The organism is Novosphingobium sp. FW305-C-111, from assembly GCF_058783565.1.
The window spans coordinates 302,672-321,471 of sequence record NZ_JBYSYP010000001.1; the positions used below are offsets into that span (position 1 = coordinate 302,672).

16 protein-coding genes are annotated in these 18,800 nt (G+C 68.3%); 6 read left to right on the top strand and 10 right to left on the bottom strand.

What is annotated here, in order from left to right; translation table 11 throughout:
* The first annotated feature begins 105 nt into the window (after window positions 1-105).
* Window positions 106-285, top strand: a complete 180-nt coding sequence (locus AC3WLD_RS01600; protein WP_492555148.1) for a hypothetical protein — start codon at window positions 106-108, stop codon at window positions 283-285.
* Between the two features lie 138 nt (window positions 286-423).
* On the opposite strand, the gene AC3WLD_RS01605 is transcribed toward AC3WLD_RS01600, so the two are convergent.
* Entirely contained in the window at window positions 424-1,380 is a 957-nt protein-coding gene (locus AC3WLD_RS01605) for a serine hydrolase (protein WP_492555149.1), read from the bottom strand.
* Between the two features lie 169 nt (window positions 1,381-1,549).
* Between AC3WLD_RS01605 and AC3WLD_RS01610 the strand changes: the two genes are divergently transcribed.
* Window positions 1,550-2,893, top strand: coding sequence for a phosphotransferase family protein (locus AC3WLD_RS01610; RefSeq protein ID WP_492555150.1), 1,344 nt, complete (start codon window positions 1,550-1,552; stop codon window positions 2,891-2,893).
* A complete protein-coding gene (locus AC3WLD_RS01615) occupies window positions 2,893-4,194 on the top strand; it encodes an acyl-CoA dehydrogenase family protein (RefSeq protein WP_492555151.1) in 1,302 nt (433 codons plus the stop codon). The genes AC3WLD_RS01610 and AC3WLD_RS01615 overlap by 1 nt, the downstream gene beginning before the upstream one ends.
* 113 nt (window positions 4,195-4,307) lie before the next feature.
* Here AC3WLD_RS01615 and metK read toward each other — a convergent pair whose 3' ends face one another.
* The 7 genes from metK to hisS all read right to left on the bottom strand — a co-directional run bounded on the left by metK (window position 4,308) and on the right by hisS (window position 12,604).
* Window positions 4,308-5,513 (bottom strand): methionine adenosyltransferase, encoded by a 1,206-nt coding sequence (gene metK / locus AC3WLD_RS01620; RefSeq protein ID WP_492555152.1) that lies wholly within the window; start codon window positions 5,511-5,513, stop codon window positions 4,308-4,310.
* A gap of 38 nt (window positions 5,514-5,551) precedes the next feature.
* Complete coding sequence (lnt, locus tag AC3WLD_RS01625) at window positions 5,552-7,126, bottom strand: apolipoprotein N-acyltransferase (RefSeq protein ID WP_492555153.1); 1,575 nt, start codon at window positions 7,124-7,126, stop codon at window positions 5,552-5,554.
* A gap of 39 nt (window positions 7,127-7,165) precedes the next feature.
* Window positions 7,166-8,203 carry an aldo/keto reductase gene (locus AC3WLD_RS01630; RefSeq protein ID WP_492555154.1) on the bottom strand — a complete coding sequence of 346 codons (1,038 nt, stop codon included), beginning with the start codon at window positions 8,201-8,203 and terminating at the stop codon, window positions 7,166-7,168.
* Between the two features lie 63 nt (window positions 8,204-8,266).
* Window positions 8,267-9,124 (bottom strand): DUF4167 domain-containing protein, encoded by an 858-nt coding sequence (locus AC3WLD_RS01635; RefSeq protein WP_492555155.1) that lies wholly within the window; start codon window positions 9,122-9,124, stop codon window positions 8,267-8,269.
* A gap of 187 nt (window positions 9,125-9,311) precedes the next feature.
* Window positions 9,312-10,175, bottom strand: a complete 864-nt coding sequence (gene prmC / locus AC3WLD_RS01640) for a peptide chain release factor N(5)-glutamine methyltransferase (protein ID WP_492555156.1) — start codon at window positions 10,173-10,175, stop codon at window positions 9,312-9,314.
* A 111-nt stretch (window positions 10,176-10,286) separates the two neighbouring features.
* Window positions 10,287-11,360 carry a peptide chain release factor 1 gene (prfA, locus tag AC3WLD_RS01645; RefSeq protein ID WP_492555157.1) on the bottom strand — a complete coding sequence of 358 codons (1,074 nt, stop codon included), beginning with the start codon at window positions 11,358-11,360 and terminating at the stop codon, window positions 10,287-10,289.
* Window positions 11,360-12,604 carry a histidine--tRNA ligase gene (hisS, locus tag AC3WLD_RS01650; RefSeq protein WP_492555158.1) on the bottom strand — a complete coding sequence of 415 codons (1,245 nt, stop codon included), beginning with the start codon at window positions 12,602-12,604 and terminating at the stop codon, window positions 11,360-11,362. Before hisS ends, prfA begins: the two co-directional genes overlap by 1 nt.
* 91 nt (window positions 12,605-12,695) lie before the next feature.
* On the opposite strand from hisS, the gene AC3WLD_RS01655 reads away from it, so the two are divergent.
* The 3 genes from AC3WLD_RS01655 (at window position 12,696) to ppa (ending at window position 15,990) form a co-directional block, all read left to right on the top strand.
* Window positions 12,696-14,660: a M61 family metallopeptidase gene (locus tag AC3WLD_RS01655; protein ID WP_492555159.1), complete on the top strand. Its 1,965-nt coding sequence runs from the start codon at window positions 12,696-12,698 to the stop codon at window positions 14,658-14,660.
* Window positions 14,661-14,662: 2 nt separating this feature from the next.
* Entirely contained in the window at window positions 14,663-15,343 is a 681-nt protein-coding gene (locus AC3WLD_RS01660; protein WP_492555160.1) for a DUF1345 domain-containing protein, read from the top strand.
* Window positions 15,344-15,447: 104 nt separating this feature from the next.
* Window positions 15,448-15,990, top strand: coding sequence for an inorganic diphosphatase (ppa, locus tag AC3WLD_RS01665; protein WP_492555161.1), 543 nt, complete (start codon window positions 15,448-15,450; stop codon window positions 15,988-15,990).
* 42 nt (window positions 15,991-16,032) lie between these two features.
* Here ppa and AC3WLD_RS01670 read toward each other — a convergent pair whose 3' ends face one another.
* Both AC3WLD_RS01670 and AC3WLD_RS01675 read right to left on the bottom strand, forming a co-directional pair.
* The gene (locus AC3WLD_RS01670) at window positions 16,033-17,388 is read right to left on the bottom strand and encodes a mechanosensitive ion channel domain-containing protein (protein ID WP_492555162.1); all 1,356 of its coding nucleotides are present in this window, start codon (window positions 17,386-17,388) and stop codon (window positions 16,033-16,035) included.
* On the bottom strand, window positions 17,381-18,727 hold the full coding sequence (locus AC3WLD_RS01675; protein WP_492555163.1) for a TldD/PmbA family protein: 1,347 nt from the start codon (window positions 18,725-18,727) through the stop codon (window positions 17,381-17,383). The genes AC3WLD_RS01670 and AC3WLD_RS01675 overlap by 8 nt, the downstream gene beginning before the upstream one ends.
* Window positions 18,728-18,800: the final 73 nt, after the last annotated feature.

An 18,800-nucleotide genomic window follows, 5' to 3' on the forward strand; every position in this document is an offset into this window, starting at 1 on the left:
GAAAATGACGATTATTCGGGGCGTCGAAGTCTACCCCCAAAGTAGGCTTTGCGCCGGGCCGCGCGCCCGACGTGGTCCACTCTATGATCCAGGGATTGTAACGCCATGCGCAAGCTCATGCTCGTCGCCGTTGTCGGCACCGCCTTCGCTCTGACCGCCTGCAAGAAGGAAGAGCCGGTCGCCGAAGCCACCACCGAAGCTATGGCCGAAGAAACTCCGGCGATGGACGCCTCGGCTGACTCGAGCGAAGCCGCTCCGGAAGCCAGCGAATCGGCCGCGATGTAATTCGCGCCTTCGGGCAAGAATTCGAAGGGCGTGGCCGCAAGGCCACGCCCTTTTCGTTTGCGCTCACCACACGCGGCCAGCGCAAACGAAAAGGCCCGGGTTTGCGCCCGGGCCTTTCTGTCTGGCTGAGCCGTTCGATCAGCGAACCGGGATCGCCGCCGATGCGCCTCCGCTGCCAAGGAAGCCGTTGTAGACCACCGAGGTGATCTGCGAGATCAGCCCGTCGTGCGCGCGGTGGCCTTCGGGGCCGGTCACGAACACGACCAGCGCGACGTGACGGCCGTCGGGCATGCGAATGATCCCGACATCGTTGGTCACCCCGGCGAGCGTGCCGGTCTTGTGCGCGACCAGCGTGCCCGCGGGAACGCCCGCACGGATCCGGCGCGAACCGGTCGACGTGCGGGTCATGGTCGAAAGCAGGACCGAGCGGCTTTCCGCCGACAGCACGCTGCCCTTGTCGATCGCCGCGAGCAGCGCGAGCATCGCCCGCGGCGTGCTGCTGGTGCGCACGTCGATCACCCTGGCCGGATCGATCGCGCCGTCGTCGCGGACCAGCGTGGCCATGGTGTGGTCGAGCTGCTGGCCCGAGATCCCGGCGGTGGCGAGCCAGCGATTGACCGCCTGGACCCCGCCGACCGCGGTGATCAGACCATCGGTCGCCTCGTTGTTGGAGCGGGTGATCATCTGCTCCATCAGGGTCTGCGCGGTCAGCAGGTTGCCGGCCGTAAGCGGGGCGACCGCGCTGCGCTGGCCGCTTTCGCGCACCGGCACCATCAGCGGGAATTGCTGGTCGAGCCGGAAGCGGCCCTGCTCGACGCCCTGGAGAAACGTCGCCGCGACCGCGATCTTGGCGGTGCTCGCCATCGGGAAAGGCTGGTCGCCGTTGACGAAGATCTGCCCGCCGCCGTCGAGGTCCATGGCGGCCACGCCGATCCGGCCCTGGCCCTGCGCGGCGATGCCCGCAACCTGCTGCTGCAACCAGGCATAGCGCGTGTCCTCGACCGGCACAGGCGGCCGGGAGTGAACCGTTGGTGTTGCCACGAACACCGGCAAGGCCAGCGCCAGTGCGGCGAGGTATTTGCGGACCCTTCGCATCGTTCTGTTTAACCCCATCCCGGTAAACCTGCGGTTAGCAGAGTAACCGATTGCGATTCCTTCGCAAAGCCCCCGATTGTATCGATCGGTCGCGCCATCGGGGCGATCGGGCTGGCCATGGCTTTAATCGTGCGCTTAATATGCTCCACGGCATGATTCGGGAGAGATAATGAGCGCGACCGGCGAGGACCTCGCGGAAAAGCTGTCCGCCGTCATGGCCAGGGCCGGCATCGCCGCTCCCGTGACCGGGCTCGAACGACTGTCCGGCGGGGCCAACATGGAATCGTGGCTGTTCGCCTGCGGAGGCCAGCGGTTCGTGCTGCGCCGCGCGCCCTCTGCCGAATGGCTCGAGGGCCGGCCGCTGAAGATCGACGGCGAGGCGGCCGTGATCCGCGCTGCTGCCGCGGCCGGGGTGCGCGCGCCGGAAGTCGTCGCGGAGTTCGTGCCCGAAGACGACCTCGGCCTCGGCTTCGTGATGCGCTGCATCGCCGGGACTGCCGATCCATCGGTGGTGCTGCACGATCCCGGACCACAGCTGATCGGAGACATCGCGCAGGATCTCGCGCGAATCCATACCGTCGACTCTGGGACCCTGGCCTTCCTGCCGATGCTGTTCCCCGCCGACGGGGTCGAAGGCCTGTACAACCAGTGGGCCGGGTTTGGTGCCGACCGGCCGATCATCGCGCTCGGCCTCGCCTGGCTGCGCGCCAACCTGCCAGGGCCGATCGCGCCCAGCCTTGTCCACGGCGACCTCCGAATCGGCAACGTCATGGCCGAGGGCGGGCGAATCACCGGCGTACTCGACTGGGAGCTCGCCCATAGCGGCGATTACCACGAAGACCTCGCCTATGGCTGCATGACCGTCTGGCGTTTCGGCAAGCTCGACAAGCCGGCTTTCGGCTGCGCCGACCTCGACACCTACTTCGCCGCCTACCAGGCGGCGGGCGGCAGGCCGGTGGACCGCGCCCGCTTCCGCTTCTGGCTCGTCTATCGAACCGTCTGGTGGGCGCTCGGCACGCTGAACATGGGCGGCTACTGGCGGGAGGGGACCGACCGCTCGCTGGAGCGGGTCGTTGTGGCGCGGCGCTGCGCCGAGCAGGAGCTCGACCTCCTGCGACTGCTCGAAGGCGAAGCACCGGAAGCGGAGCGCGCGCGCCCGCTCCCGCCGCCGACCCCGCAGGCGCCGACGCCCCACGGCGAACCGACGGCCTCGGAAGTCCTCACCGCAATCTCGGAATGGCTCGCCGCCACGGTCAAGCCGAAGCTGGCCGGGCGCGACCGCTTCGACCTGGCCGTCGCGCAGAACGCGCTGGGAATCGTCCGCCGCGAGCTGGCCGCACGGCCATCGCCGGAGGACAAGGCGCTCAGCGACGACCTGATCTCGGGCAGGGTTAGCCTCGCCACCCCCGGCCTGCTCGCCGAGCTGCGCCGCCGCGCGCTCGACGTGCTCGCTTCCGACCAGCCGAAATATCCAGCGCTTTCAGAGGCGCGCAACGCATGGGAACCTGCCTGATGGACTTCGATCTTCCCGCCGACCTCGTCGCCTACCTGAACGAGCTCGACCGCTTCATTGTCGCCGAGATCAAGCCGCTCGAAGAAGCGGACGACAACATCCGCTTCTTCGACCACCGCCGCGAATACGCGCGCACCGACTTCGAGAACCATGGCCTTCCCCGCCACGAATGGGAAGAGCTCCTCCGCGAGGCCCAGCAGCGCGCCGACAAGGCCGGTCACTGGCGGTTCTCCGCGCCGAAGAAGTATGGCGGCAAGGACGGCTCCAACCTGTGGATGGCGGTGATCCGCGACCGCTTCGCTGCCATGGGTCTCGGCCTCCACAACGACCTGCAGAACGAGCACTCGATCGTCGGCAACTTCCCGTTCGTGAACATGTTCGAACACTTCGGGACCGAAGAGCAGCAGAAGGAATTCATCCTTGGCGGGTTCGAGCGTACGCGCCGCACCGCCTTCGGCCTGACCGAGCCGCACCACGGATCGGACGCCACGCACATGGAAACCCGCGCGGTCCGCGAGACCCGCGACGGCGTGCCCGGCTGGCGCATCGACGGCGAGAAGATGTGGATCACCGGGATGCACGTCGCCACCCACTGCGCCGCGTTCTGCCGCACGAGCGGCGAGGCCGGCGACGCGCGCGGGATCACCTGCCTGCTGGTCCCGGCGGGCACCCCCGGCATGGTGGTCGACGAGTACATGTGGACCTTCAACATGCCGACCGACCACCCGCGGATGCACTTCGAGAACTGCTGGGTGCCGGAAAGTGCGGTGCTCGGCCCGGTCGACGGCGGGCTCGCCATCGCCCAGAGCTTCGTCCACCAGAACCGCATCCGCCAGGCTGCGAGCTCGCTGGGGGCGGCGACCTACTGCCTCGAGGAATCGGTCCGCTATGCGCGCGAGCGCAAGCCTTTCGGCGAGGATCTCGCGCGCAACCAGGGCATCCAGTTCCCCCTCGTCGAGATCGCCACCCAGTGCGAGATGCTGCGCACGCTGATCTACAAGACCGCGTGGCAGATGGACAAGCTGGAGGCCGGCGAGGGCGGCCACAAGGCGATCGAGCGCGAGCTGTCCGACAAGATCAGCATGTGCAACTACTGGGCGAACCGGCTGGTGTGCCAGGCCGCCGACCGCGCGATGCAGGTCCACGGCGGCATCGGCTATTCCCGCCACAAGCCCTTCGAGCACATCTACCGCCACCACCGCCGCTACCGGATCACCGAAGGCGCGGAGGAGATCCAGATGCGGAAAGTGGCCGGCTACCTGTTCGGCTACATGGGGCCGCGGAAGGGCACGTTCGGCTGAGAACTCCCAGATGAATTGCGCCCCCGCGCAGGCGGGGGCCTCCATCCATCATACGGACCGTTTGCTGCACGAGGTCCCCGCAGGCGCGGGGACGCAGTTTCAGGATTCGTGCCTCAGCCCACAGCCGCCTTCAGCGCATCCGCCAGGTCGACCCGCTCCCACGGGAAGAAATCGCCCTCGGCCTTGCGCCCGAAGTGGCCATAAGCGGCGGTCGGCGAATAGATCGGCTTGTTGAGTCCCAGGTGCGTGCGGATGCTGCGCGGGGTCAGCCCGCCGAGCTGCGGCAGCGCGAGGATCGCGGCCTCGATCCGGTCGTCGCCTGCGGTGCCGGTTTCGTGCGTGTCGACATAGAGCGACAGCGGCTCCGACACGCCGATGGCATAGGCGAGCTGGATCGTGCAGCGCGTGGCGAGGCCGGCCGCGACCACGTTCTTGGCGAGGTAGCGGCTGATGTAGGCGGCCGAGCGGTCGACCTTGGTCGGGTCCTTGCCCGAAAAAGCGCCGCCGCCGTGCGGGGCTGCGCCGCCATAGGTGTCGACGATGATCTTGCGGCCGGTGAGCCCGGCGTCGCCGTCCGGCCCGCCGATCTCGAACGAGCCGGTCGGGTTGATGTAGTACTTCGTCTCGCGCAGCAGCACCGGCGGGATGACCTCGGCGACGATGCGCTTCACATAGGCGTGAAGTTCAGCCTCCTTGTCGCCCTCGTCATAGCCCGGAGCATGCTGGGTCGAGACGACGATCGCGGTCGCGGCGACCGGCAGCGAGCCTTCATAGCGCAGCGTGACCTGGCTCTTGGCGTCGGGCTCGAGGAACGGCGCCGCGCCCGAATGGCGGTCGGCAGCCATGCGCTCGAGGATCTTGTGGCTGTAATACAGCGTCGCCGGCATCAGGTCGGGCGTCTCGTCGGTGGCATAGCCGAACATGATGCCCTGGTCGCCCGCACCCTCGTCCTTGTTCTCAGCCGCGTCGACGCCCTGCGCGATGTGCGCGGACTGGCCGTGGAGACGGTTGATGAATTCGAGCTTCTCCCAGTGGAAGCCGTCCTGCTCGTAACCGATGCGCCTGACCGTATCGCGCACGGCCTTCTCGATCTCGTCCTGCGCGCCCGCGGCCCACTCGCCGTTCTCGTAAACGCCCTTGCAGCGGATCTCGCCGGCGAGGACGACCAGCTGGGTCGTCGTCAGCGTCTCGCAGGCGATGCGCGCCTCAGGGTCCTTCGACAGGAACAGGTCGACGATGGCGTCGCTGATCTGGTCCGCGACCTTGTCGGGATGGCCTTCGGAAACGGACTCGGAGGTGAACAGGTAGTCAGCGCGCATGGACGATCCTGATATAAAGCTTTCTTTATGTCCCTCTCCTAACCGCGCGCGCGCCGCCTGACAACCAGCGCGAGGACAAGAAGAACTGCGCTCCATGCAAGCGGGAGCATGTTGCCGGTGCGGCTGAACAGCGTGGGCGCATGGGCCTTGGGCACCAGTCCGTCGAGCCGGCCCCGCTCGCCCAGCGGCAGGTGCTGACGGACCACTCCGTCCGCATCGACCACGGCGCTGATCCCGGTGGTCGTCGCGCGCAGCACGGGCAGACCTTCCTCGATCGCCCGCATCCGCGCCTGGGCGAGGTGCTGCGGCGGGCCCCACGCGCCGAACCAGCCGTCGTTGGAGGGATTGAAGACCAGGTCGGGGCGGTTCGCCGGATCGACCACCTGGCCCGAGAAGATGATCTCGTAGCAGACCTGGAAGCCGACCTTGCCCCACGCGCCATAGTCCTGCGTGCGGGGGCCCGGGCCGGGGCGGAACTCGATGCTGCCGGCCACCAGCCGGGTCAGCCCGAGCGGTTCGAGCAGGCTCTTCATCGGCAGGTATTCGCCATATGGTACGAGGTGGGCCTTGGCATAGCCGGGGAGCAGGTTGCCCTGCGCGTCGATGGCGCTCACCGTGTTGTCGGCAGCGATCGGGCGGCGTCCCTTCATCACGAGATCGACCGCGCCAGTCAGCAGCAGGCTGCCCGGCCCGATCACCCGCCCGATCCGCCGCCGGGCCAGCACGGGGTCGCCCATGAACGTCGTCTCGTCATAGAAATACTGCGGATAGCCCTCGCGCAGGTAATCGGGCACGCCGGATTCGGGCCACAGCACCAGCCGCCGCGTGCCGGGGTGCTCGGCGAGCGTGAGCGCTGCGGTGACCTGGAACTGCTCCTCGAACTTGGCCGGATCGTTGAGGTCCTCCTGCTTCGTCAGCGGCTGGACCAGGGTGAACGGCAGCGTCCCGGGTCGCTCGGGCCCGCCGTGCCACGGCGCAAGCAGCAGCGCGGCCGGGAGCACGGCGAGAATGACCCCGCCGGCCTTGCGACCCTTGCGCCACTGCGTCGGCGCGCGCCGCCAGCTCGCCGCGAGCAGGACGACGAGGCCCGACAATGCATAGGTACCGACCCACGGCGCGATGCCGGCAAGCCCCGGTCGCTCGAGGCCGCCCAGCGCGACCATGCCCAGAGGGTTCCACGCAAACCCGGTGAACACCCAGCTGCGCAGCCATTCGCTGACGATCCACGTGCCCGCAAAAGCCAGCGCCAGCGAGCCTTCGTGTCCGCGCCGCGCCAGCAGCCACGCACCCAGCGTCGCCAGCGCGGGATAGACCGCGAGGTACAGTGCGAGCAGGACCACGGCGATCCAGCCGAGCCACGCGGGCATTTCCGCCTGGTAGGTGAAGGCGGTGGCGATCCAGTTGTTGCCCACCGTGAAGTGACCGACCCCGAAGAGCCAGCCGACAAGCAGCGCGCGCTTCCAGTCCGGCGCGGTCGCGACGAGGTGGAGCAGCAGCGCCACCGCCGCCAGTGTCAGCGGCCACAGCATCAGCGGCTGGAAACCGCAGGCCGCAAGCGCCCCGGCGACCAGCGCCAGGGTCTTGCGATACTTGAGGATTTGTCCGGGATTCATCGCGCGGCGGTATGCCGGGTCACCCCGCTGCCAGCAAGGCTACTTCTTGTAGCGGGCAAACGCCTGCGGATTGCGCTCGCCGCCGTAGAACCGCTGGTGCGAGTTGGGATACTGCACCGGCGGCTGGCTGACGGTGTCGAGCCGCTCCATCTGCTCGTCGCTCAGCACGACGTTCACCGCGCCGAGGTTGTCGACGAGCTGCGCCTCGTTGCGGGCACCGAGAATGACGCTGGAGACACCTGGGCGCCGCAAAAGCCACGCCAGCGCCACCTGGCTGGCCGAAGCGGTGCTTTCGCGGGCGATCTCGATGACCGTATCCAGCACCGCGTTGCCGTGCGGTGTATCCCACGCTCCCAACCCGCCACGCGCGCCGAGGCGGGTGCCGTCCGCCCCCTGCTCGCGGAACTTGCCGGACAGGAAACCTTGCGCCAGCGGGCTCCAGATCAGCGCGCCGACGCCCTGGTCGAGGCCGCAGGGGAGCAGCTCCCACTCGGCATCGCGGACCAGCAGCGAGTACTGGATCTGCTGGCCGATGTAGCGCTCGAGGCCGAGCCGGTCCGAGGTGCCGAGCGCCTTCATCAGCTGCCACCCGGCGTGGTTCGAGCAGCCGATGTAGCGAACCTTGCCCGCGCTCACGAGGTCGTCGAGCGCGCGCAGGGTTTCCTCGACGGGCACGACGCCGTCGAAGTTGTGGACCTGGTAGAGGTCGATCCAGTCGGTCCCGAGCCGCCGCAGGCTGGCCTCGCAGGCTTCGACGAGGTGGCGGCGCGAAAGGCCGGTGTCATGGTCGCCGCGGCCCATCCGCCCGAACGCCTTGGTCGCCACGACAAGGTTCTTGCGCCGCTTGCCGAGCACTTCGCCGAGAATCTCCTCCGACTGGCCGGCCGAATAAACGTCGGCGGTGTCGAAGGTGGTCACGCCGTAATCGAGACAGAGATCGACGATCCGCTGCGCCTCGTTGCCGTTGGTCGTGCCCACCGCGGCGAACATGCCTTCGCCGTCACGGTTGAAGGTCATAGTCCCGAAACTGAGCGTCGATACGAGCAGGCCGCTGCGGCCGAGGGCGCGCTTTTCCATTCATTCTCTCCCGGATGCGGAAACGGCCGGACGTTTCCGCCCGGCCGCTGCCGTTGTTCAGTTCTATGCCGCCTCGGGGGCGGGATTCTTGCGCGGCCGACCGCGCTTCTTGGGCGCGGGTACCTCGGCGGCGGGTTCGGCCGGAGCCTCGACCGCTTCGGGCTCGCTGCGAACCCCGATGGCCGGCGGCAGGCTCGAAGGATCGAACGCATCGATCGTGCCTTCGCTCGCCGGCTCGGCGCGCTTCTGTCGGCGCTCGCCGCGAGGGCGCAGGCCGCGCGTCGGACGGGCGTCACGGACGAACGGGTTGTCGCTGGCCGCTTCATCGACCGGTTCGCCTTCGACACCTGCGACGAATTCGACCGGCGCAGCTTCCATGGCGGGTTCGCGCTCGCGCTCGAAACGGCGCGGTTCGCGCGGTTCGCGGTTTTCGCGCGGCTCTCGATTGCCCTGCGACTGGCGGTCGCCGCGATCCTGGCGGTCACCGCGATCCGGGCGCTCGCCGCGGTCCGGGCGGTCCTGCCGCTCACCACGTTCCTGCCGGTCCTGGCGCTCGTAGTTCGGGCGGTCGAAGGTCGGGAAATCGCTCTCGACCGAGAAATCGCCGTTATCCTCGCTCTCGCCGTCCTGGTCCTGCCAGCGCTCGTTGCCGGGGCGCATGCGTTGCTCTTCCTGGCGCAGGCGGGTGTCGGCGATCACGCGGAAATAGTGGTCGGCGAACTGGAGATAGTATTCCGACTGGACGCGGTCGCCGTTGAGATGGGCGTCCTGGGCGAGCTTGCGATACTTTTCCAGCATTTGCGGCGCGTTGCCGCGGGCGCGGCTGTCGATCCGGTTCAGTTGCTGGCCGCCACCCTGCGGGCGGTTGTTACCGCGACCGCGCCGGCGGTTGTTGCCACGATTGTTGTTCAACTCAGGCACGTCCTTGTTGGAGCGACGGGCTCGAAACCATGATTGGCCGGCTGTCGCGTGACCCTCCGCCACGTGCCCCCTTGGGCCGTGGTTCCCAGCATCTGCCTGTCCGCCGGCTGTGCTGCCGGATAACGTTGCAAATGGTGGATTGGGCGGGGACGGGAAGCCTCGTCCGATACCTCGCCTTGCGAATCAGTTAGTGCTCGTACTCCCGATTGCCAAGGGGAATTTCGCCCAGCTGCGTAAATTCGAGCGCACGGGGCCTTTCGCCGAGGTCGCGGTGGAGGCGCGAAGAGAGCCCGGCCGCGGCGCCAAGCGCGGCAACGGCGTCGGCCTGGGTGTGCCCGATTTCGACGATGGCGACGCCGCCGGCGTGAAGCAGGCCGGGCAACTGCGGAATGAGAATGCGATAGTCGTCGAGCCCGTCAGCGCCGGCGAACAGGGCACCCGCCGGTTCGTGACCGCGCACCTGCGGGGCAAGCTCGGCGGCGTCCTCGACGTAGGGCGGGTTGGAGAGGATCAGGTCGAACGTGCCAAGATCGTCGGCCCAGCCCGGCTGCGTCCAGTCGCGCGGCTCGAAGCGGGCAGCCAGATCCAGCGACCGCGCGTTGACGGAAGCCACCGCGAGCGCCTCCGCCGACCGGTCGATCCCGACCGCCTCCACACCAGGCCACAGCGACGCCGCCGCCAGCAGCAGCGCGCCGGAGCCCGTGCCGAGGTCGAGGATGCGCGCCGGAGACTTGCCCGCAAACGCCGTCCGCGCCGCTTCGACCAGCGTTTCGCTGTCGCCCCGGGGGATCAACACGGCCGGGGTAACCGCGAGGTCGAGTCCGTAGAACTCCTGCCGCCCGGTGATGTAGGCAACGGGTTCGTGCGTCATGCGCCGGTCGAGCAAGCCGTTAAAACCCTCTGGCGCGCGGTCCTGCATCCGCCGCAGCAGCATGTCCGAGCGGGTCACGCCCAGCGCATGCGCCATCAGCAGCTCGGCATCGAGCCGCGGGGTGTCGCTGACGGAGGCAAGCGCTTGAGCGGCGGCCCGGATGGCGTCCGCTACCGACAACTGACGGCTTCCCCGCAAAGACGGGGACCTCCATCATTCAAGCGGACCGTCGATCGTACGAGGCCCCCGCCTTCGCGGGGGCGCAGCGCTTGAATGTGCAGCTGGACGCCCTCACCCATCCATCGCCGCCAGGCGCTTGGCCTGGTCCTCGGCAATCAGCGCGTCGATGAGTTCGGCGAGGCCCGGCCCTTCCAGCACCTCGGGCAGGCGGTGGAGGGTGAGGTTGATGCGGTGGTCGGTCACGCGCCCCTGGGGAAAGTTGTAGGTGCGGATGCGTTCGGAACGGTCGCCGCTGCCGACCATCGCCTTGCGCGCTTCGGCCTCGGCCCCGTGGGCTTCGGCGCGGCGCAAGTCGTACAGGCGGGTGCGCAGGACCTGCATCGCCTTGTCCTTGTTCTTGTGCTGGCTGCGCTGGTCCTGCTGGATCACCACGAGGCCGGTCGGCAAGTGGGTGAGGCGCACCGCCGAATCGGTGGTGTTGACGTGCTGCCCCCCGGCGCCGCTCGCCCGGTAGATGTCGATCTTGATGTCGCCCGGATCGATCTGGACATCGACCTCGTCCGGCTCGGGCAGCACCGCCACGGTCGCCGCCGAGGTGTGGATGCGCCCGCCGCTCTCGGTCACCGGCACCCGCTGGACGCGGTGGACGCCGCTCTCGAACTTGAGCTTGGCGAACACGCCCTGCCCGGCGACGTTGGCGACCACTTCCTTGAAGCCCCCGAGATCGTTGGCGTTGACGCTGATCGTCTCGACCCGCCAGCCCTGTTCGGCGGCATAGCGTTCGTACATCCGGTAAAGGTCGGCGGCGAACAGCGCGGCCTCGTCGCCGCCGGTGCCGGCACGGATTTCGAGCATCGCCGGGCGGGTGTCCGCCGAATCGCGCGGGAGCATGGCGATGGCGAGGCGCTGCTCGGCCTCGGGCAATTCGGCGCGAATGCGGGCGACTTCCTCTTCGGCCAGCGCGCGCATATCGGGATCGCTCTCGCCCATGCCCTCGAGGCTCTCGAGCTCGCCGCGCATGGCGCGCACGGCCTCGGCGGCCTTCGCCACGGGTTCGAGCTCGGCATAGTCGCGGCTGGCGGCGATGAAGTCCTTGCCCTCGAGCGTGCCCGACGCCAGCCGCGCCTCAAGCTCGGCAAAGCGCGCGGTGATCTGGGCGAGGCGCTGGTCGGACAGCTGCGCCATCAGGCGCCGACATGTGCGGGAATGAAGTGGAGGGGCAGCCGCTCCTGATCTCCCGTGACGAGGTTCTTGATCATCGCCTCGCCGGCCGCCAGCTCATCGTCGCCGACGATCAGGGCAAAGCGCGCGCCGCTTTCATTCGCCCGGCTCATCCGCTTCTTCATGTTGCCGCGAAAGCCCATGTCGACCGCAAGGCCCGAGCGGCGCAGCGTGGCCGCGAGGCCGAGACACGCCGCCTCCGCCGCCTCACCCATCGGGACGATCGCGACGTCGGCCTTGGCCTCGCCCTTCTCCCCCACCAGCATCGCCAGCCGCTCGATTCCCGCGGCCCAGCCAACCGCCGGGGTGGCCGGACCGCCAAGTGCTTCCATCAGCCCGTCATAGCGCCCGCCGCCGAGCACGGTACCCTGCGCGCCGAGCCGATCGGTGACGAACTCGAACGCGGTGTGGCGGTAGTAGTCGAGGCCGCGCACCAGCGCCGGGGCGCGGGTCCATTCGACGCCGGCCGCGTCCAGCCCGGCGGTGACCTTGCCGAAGAAGTCCTGGGCCTCGCCGGAGAGGAATTCGTCGATCTTGGGCGCATCCGCCGTGAACGGTTTGTCGCGCGGATCCTTGCTGTCGAGGATGCGCAGGGGATTGCGTTCGAGCCGGTCCTGTGAATCCTCGCTCAGCGAGGCCTTGTGGTCGCGGAAATACGCGATCAGCGCGCTCCGCCACGCTTCGCGGCTGGACGCGTCGCCCAGCGTGTTGAGCTGCAGCGTCACCCCGTCGGCAATGCCCAGTTCCTTGAGCAGCTGGTCGGCCATGACCAGCAACTCGACGTCGGCCTGCGGTTCCGCCGCGCCGATCACCTCGGCATCGATCTGGTGGAACTGGCGGTAGCGGCCCTTCTGGGGACGCTCGTAGCGGAACAGCGGACCGTGCGTCGCGACCTTCAGGGGCGCGTACTGCTGCCAGCCGTCGGTCAGGTAGGCGCGGGCGAGGCCGGCGGTGAATTCGGGGCGCAGGGTCAGCGATTCCCCGCCGCGGTCTTCGAAGCTGTACATCTCCTTGGAGACGACGTCGGTGGTCTCGCCCAGCGAGCGGGAGAACACGGTGGTCTTTTCGAACACCGGCATCTCGGCCCGGCGGAAGCGGTAGAGCTTGCGGATGCGTTCGAAGGTCTCGACCACGAAGCCGAACGCCTCGGCCTCCGCGCCGAAGATGTCCTGGGTGCCCCGGATCGCCTGTGGTGTCTCTTTCGCCATGATGGGCGCGCGATTACCCCCGGCGCGCCCGCTTGGAAAGGGTGCAGCGCGGATGGTTGCAGAAGCAATCACTTGCGGGCATGAGGGCACGATGCAAAAAACAGTCGCACTCGCCCTCGCCGCCGCCCTATCCTTGTCCACCAGCGCCATCGCGCAGACTGCCGCTCAGAAAAGCGCGCCGGTCGCCGTGGCGATTCCCGATACCGTGCCCGATGCGGTCGACACGCCTTATCCCGGCGGGACGATCATGCTCGACATCGACGCGTCCGACATCACGCGGATGGTCTACAAGGTGAAGCAGACGATCCCCGTCGCCGCGAACACCTCGAAGCTGACCCTGCTGTTCCCGCAGTGGCTGCCCGGCAACCACGGCCCGCGCGGCCCGCTCGCCGAAGTCGTCGACCTGCGCTTCCTCGTCGATGGCCAGCCGGTCAAGTGGACCCGCGATCCGGTCGAGGTCTATGCCTTCCACCTCGACCTGCCGGCGAACACCCGCGAAGTCGTCGCCACCTTCATCTCGCCTTCGCCGATGGCGAGCGGCGAGGGCCGCATCACCATGACGCAGGAAATGCTCAACCTGCAGTGGGAGAAGATGAGCCTCTATCCGGCCGGGCACTACGTCCGCCAGATCCGGGTCAAGCCGACCGTGACCCTGCCCGAAGGCTGGCAGGTCGCCGGCGCGCTCGACGGCAAGGCCGCGTCCGGCAGCACCGTCACCTGGGCCGAGACCGACTACGAGACGCTGGTCGATTCGCCGCTGTTCGCGGGCAAGTACATGAAGCGCTGGGACCTCGGCCACAGCGTGTACATGAACACCTTCGCCGATTCGCCCGAACTGCTCGAGATCGCGCCCGAGAATCTCGCCACCTACAACGCGATGGTCGACGAGGCGCTGCTGACCTTCGGCGCGAAGCACTTCGACCACTATGACTTCCTCCTCGCCCTGACCGACCGCATGGGCGGGATCGGGCTGGAACATCACCGCTCGAGCGAGAACCAGCAGGAGCCCAAGTCGTGGATCGACTGGAAGGGCTACGATTGGGATCGCAACGTGATCGTGCACGAGTTCGGCCATTCGTGGTCGGGCAAGTACCGCCGCCCGGCCAAGCTGTGGACGCCCGATTACCGCCAGCCGATGCAGGACAACCTGCTGTGGGTCTATGAAGGCAACGACCAGTTCTGGGGCTATGTCCTTGCCGCGCGCTCGGGTGTCCAGTCGAAGGAAATGGTGCTCGCGACCCTCGCCAACTACGTCGGCGGCTTCTCCGAGAACCCCGGCCGCGGCTGGCGTTCGGTCGAGGACACCACGCACGATCCGGTGTTCGCGGCGCGCAAGGCCAAGCCCTATGCCACCCTCGCCCGCAACGAGGACTACTACACCGAAGGCGCGCTGACCTGGCTCGAGGCCGACCAGATCATCCGCAAGGGCACCGGCGGCAGGAAGAGCCTCGATGACTTCGCCCGCGCCTTCTACGGCATGAACGACGGCGACTGGGGCGTGCTGACCTATGAGTTCGACGACGTCGTCAAGACGCTGAACTCGGTCTATGCGTACGACTGGGCGACCTTCCTCGACACCCGGATCAACCAGCCGAACCAGCCCGCCCCGGTCAAGGGCATCGAGATGGGCGGCTACAAGCTCGTCTGGAAGGAGGAGCCCAACGTCCTCAACAAGGCGCTGATGGCCGACGCCAAGAACCTGTCGCTGACCTATTCGCTGGGCTTCACCATCGACAAAGACGGCAAGGTCGTCGGCCCGCAGTGGGGCAGCCCGGGGGTCAACGCCGGGATCGTGACGGGGTCGAAGATCGTCGCGGTGAACGGCACCGCCTATGACCAGGACACCCTCAAGAAGGCGATCACCGCGGCCAAGGGCACGACCACGCCGATCGAGTTGCTCGTCCAGCGCGGCGACAGGTTCCAGACTATCGCGATCGACTACCACGGCGGCCTGCGCTACCCTTGGCTGGAAAAGGCCACGCCGGGGAATGCGCCGAACGGGCTCGACAAGCTGCTCGAACCGCGCCGGCCGATGGCGAAGAAGAAGGGCAAGTAGGCTTGGGCCAGGGGGGCGGATCGCAGGACAGGCGCGGGTTCGGCGCCTGGCTCGCCCCGCCCCGCTTCCTCGCCTTCCTCGCCCTGCTCCCGGTCGGTTTCTTCGCCTACCGTCACCTCGTCCCGTCGGCCGAGTGGAAGGATGCCGCGGCGATCGCGTTCGACTTCGCCGCCGCATTCTTCCTCGCAAGCCTGGTCCCGCTGCTGCGCGACAGCGACGCCGACACGATGCGCCGCCACGCCCGCGATAACGATGCCAACCGGCTGTTCCTGCTGCTGTTCACCTCGCTGCTGACGGTGGTGGTCATGGCCGCGATCGCCGGCGAGCTCAAAGGCGCGAGCAGCGGGGAGACGCTGGCGATCGCCAAGCTGGTGGCGACGCTGGTGCTCATCTGGGTGTTCGCGCAGGTCGTCTATGCGCTCCACTATGCGCACATGTTCTACCGCGAACCGGAAGCCGGCGGGGACTGCGGCGGGATCGAATTCCCGGGAACGAAGACCCCGACCTACAGCGACTTCTGCTACTTCGCGGCGACGCTGGGGATGACTTTCCAGACCTCGGACGTGGAGATCACCAGTTCCACGGTGCGGCGGATCGTCCTGCTCCACTCGTTCGCGGCGTTCGTCTTCAACATCGGCGTGATCGCCTTCACCATCAACGCGCTGGGCGGCCTCGCCGGCTGATCCTGCTTCCGCGCAACTTTCTGGCGGCTGTGCGCCCGAACGGATGAAAAAAATTAGACCTTCGCGATGTTGCAGCGCAGCAATGCTGCGGCTAAGGCCCGCCCATGCGTATCGACCTCATCCCCACGGGCGACAACCCGCCCGAAAGCCTCAACGTCATCATCGAAGTGCCGGTCGGCGGCGAACCCGTGAAGTACGAGTTCGACAAGGCCAGCGGCGCGCTGTTCGTGGACCGCATCCTCCACACGCCCATGCGCTACCCGGCCAACTATGGCTTCGTGCCGCACACCCTCTCGCCCGACGGCGACCCGCTCGACGCGCTGGTCATCGCCCGCTCGCCGTTTGTCCCGGGCTGTGTCGTCCGCGCCCGGCCGATTGCGGTGCTGAACCTCGAAGACGAGCACGGCGGCGACGAGAAGCTCGTCTGCGTGCCGGTCGATTCGACCTTCCCGTACTATTCCGACGTCAAGGAAAAGGACGACCTGCCGCAGATCGTGCTCCAGCAGATCGAGCACTTCTTTACCCACTACAAGGACCTCGAGGCCGAGAAGTGGGTGCGCATCGGCAAGTGGGGCGGGGCCGACGAGGCCAAGCAGATCACCCTTGAAGCGATCGCGCGCTACAACGAAGACAAGGCCGCGGCCTGACCTTCGCGTTGTCCCGGGCCAGCCCCGGGACGAACGTTTCGCTCATTCCGTCGGGCGGCTCGAGTCGAGCAGGTCCTTGCCGTCCTTCTTGGTCTGGCGCTCTTCCTCGACCATCGCCTTGACGTGGTCCTCGGGCGCGACATCCTTGGCCGGCGGCGGTGACGGGGCAGCCACCGGCTTGGCCTGCTGCTGCTGCTCCATTCGGACCTTGTAGACGGTGTCGGACACCGCATAGCCGCCCTCGTGCAGCGCGGCCGCGACCGATTCGATCACGACCGTCCGCGCCTTGCCGAGATCGGTGTCGGTCTGATCGACCCAGCCGAACACGCGCAGCACCGGGTTGGCGCCGGCGACGTCGGCGATCTCGACCTTGGGTTCGGGGTTCTTCAGCACGAAGTCTTCGGCCTTCACCGCGTCGAGCGCCACGCCGACCGCGCAGGCAAGGTCGGCATGGACGTCGATCGGGATGTCGAACTGGAACCGGCGCTGCGGGTTGATCGTGAAGTTGACGATGACCGCGCGGAACACCGCGCTGTTGGAAATGCGCAGGTGGTTGCCGTCGGGCGTGATCAGGATCGTCGCGCGGCTGTTCATCCGCAGCACCCGGCCCTCCTTGCCGTCGATCGAGACCGAATCGTTGGCCCGGAACGGCTGGCGCACCGACAGCATCAGTGACGAGATGTAGTTGTCGATGGTGTCGCGCACCGCGAAGCCGACGGCGATGCCGATCACCCCCGCGCCGCCCAGCACCGCGCCGAGCAGCGCGGTCGCCCCGACGATGTCGAGCGCAAGGACGATCCCGGCGACGACGAAAACCAGGCGGATCGCGGTGGCGATGACTTCGGCGAGGAACGGGTTGGGTGCGAGCCGCTGCCACAGCGTCTTGCGCCGCGCGACCGCGTAGCCGAGCCACCCGACCAGCAGCGCGATGACGATCGCGACGCCCAGCAGCGGCGCCGCCTGGACCAGTTCGGTCGCCTTCTTCTGAACTCCGGCCAGTGCGGGGCTGAGGTTGGTTTCGACCTTGAGGTTGCGCTGGAGGCGGTTCTGGACCGTCACCACGCCCGAAACCCGGCCGGCAATCCCGACCGCCTGGGCGATCGCATCGGCATCGTTGAGAGTGCCGCTCAGCGTCACGACGCCTTGCGAAACGCGCACCTGCACGGGGCGAAGCGCTGCGATCTCGGAATAGATCCCGCGAATGCGCTGGGCGATGCGGGCATCGTCATTGGCGGGCACCGCCGACGCTATGGCGCTCGCCGTCGGCGCGGGACTGGCGCTTTGCGCCAGGGCGGGGAGGGCAGGCAGCAGGGCAAGCGCGGCGAGTGCGGTCAAGAACGGCCGGATCATCCCGGCAAAGCGCATGTCCTGGCTCGCAGTTCCCGCCCGCTCAGTCACCCGCAACGCTCATCCCGTCGATCCGCAGCGTGGGCACATCGATTCCGCGATGGATATCGAGGTCGCCCGCCGCAGTGAGCCCGGCAAACATGTCGACGAGGTTGCCGGCGACGGTGAACTCCGCGACCGGGCCGGCGATCTCGCCATGGACGATGCGGAAGCCGCTCGCCCCGCGGCTGTAGTCGCCCGTCACCGCGTTCACCCCGTGGCCGATCAGTTCGGTGACGAACACACCCTCGGCGATATCGGCGATGAGGTCGGCGACGCTGGCCGATCCGGCTTCAAGGATGACGTTGCTCGCCCCCACGCCCGGCGCGCCCGATGCGCCGCGCGAGGCGTGACCGGTCGGCTCGAGGCCGAGCTGGCGGGCGGACGCGCTTTCCATCAGCCAGCCGGTCAGGCGGCCCTGCTCGACCAGCGCGCGCGGCGCGGTGGGCAGGCCCTCGCCGTCGAACGGCCGCGAGCGGAGCCCGCGCGGGCGATGCGGCTGGTCGAGGATGGTGATCGCGGAATCGAACAGCTGCGCCTCCAGCTTGTCGAGCAGGAAACTCGATCGGCGGGCGATGGCCGAGCCGCTGATCGCGCCAATCAGGTGGCCGACCAGCGAGTTGCCGACGCGCGGATCGAACACCACCGGCATCGGTCCGCTCTTGACCCGCCCCGGTGCCAGCCGGGCGACGGCGCGGCTCCCGGCGCGGCGTCCGATCTCGTCGGGCGCGAGCAGGTCGGCGGCGTACCTGGCGCTGCGCCAGGCATAGTCGCGCTGCATCCCGCTGCCCTCGCCCGCAACGACGCTCGCCGAAAGGCTGTGCGCGGTCGTCGCATAGCCACCGGCAAAGCCGTGGCTGGTGGCGAGCGCGACGACGCTGCGCGAGGCCGAAGCGCCCGCACCCTCGCTGTTGGTGACGCCCGCGACGGCGCGGGCCGCGTCCTCCGCTTCCTCGGCCGTGCGGCGCAGTTCGGCCGGGCTGCGATCGGCGGGGTCGACGAGATCGAGGTCGATCACCCCGCCCTTGAGCAGCCGCTCTTCCGGGGCGAGCCCCGCGTACTGGTCCGGCGGGGCGGCGCGGGCCATCGCCACCGCGCGGGCGGCGAGTTCGTCGAGGGCACCGTCGGACAGGTCGGTCGAACCGATCGAGGCCGAGCCCTTGCCGACGAACACGCGCAGGCCGATGTGCTCGTTTTCCGACCGCTCGACGTCTTCGAGCGCACCCAGGCGAACCGAGACCGATTCGCTGGAATTGGCGAGATAGATCACGTCGCCGGCATCGGCGCCGGCGCGGGTCGCGCGGTCGATCAGGGCGTGGCAGCGCGCCTGGGCATCGGCGGGGGAGAGCATGGTACGGCCTTCGTCTTGGCGCGCAGGAGGACGTGCGCGCGGGCGGGCCGGTCTAGCTTGCCCCTCGCCCCAC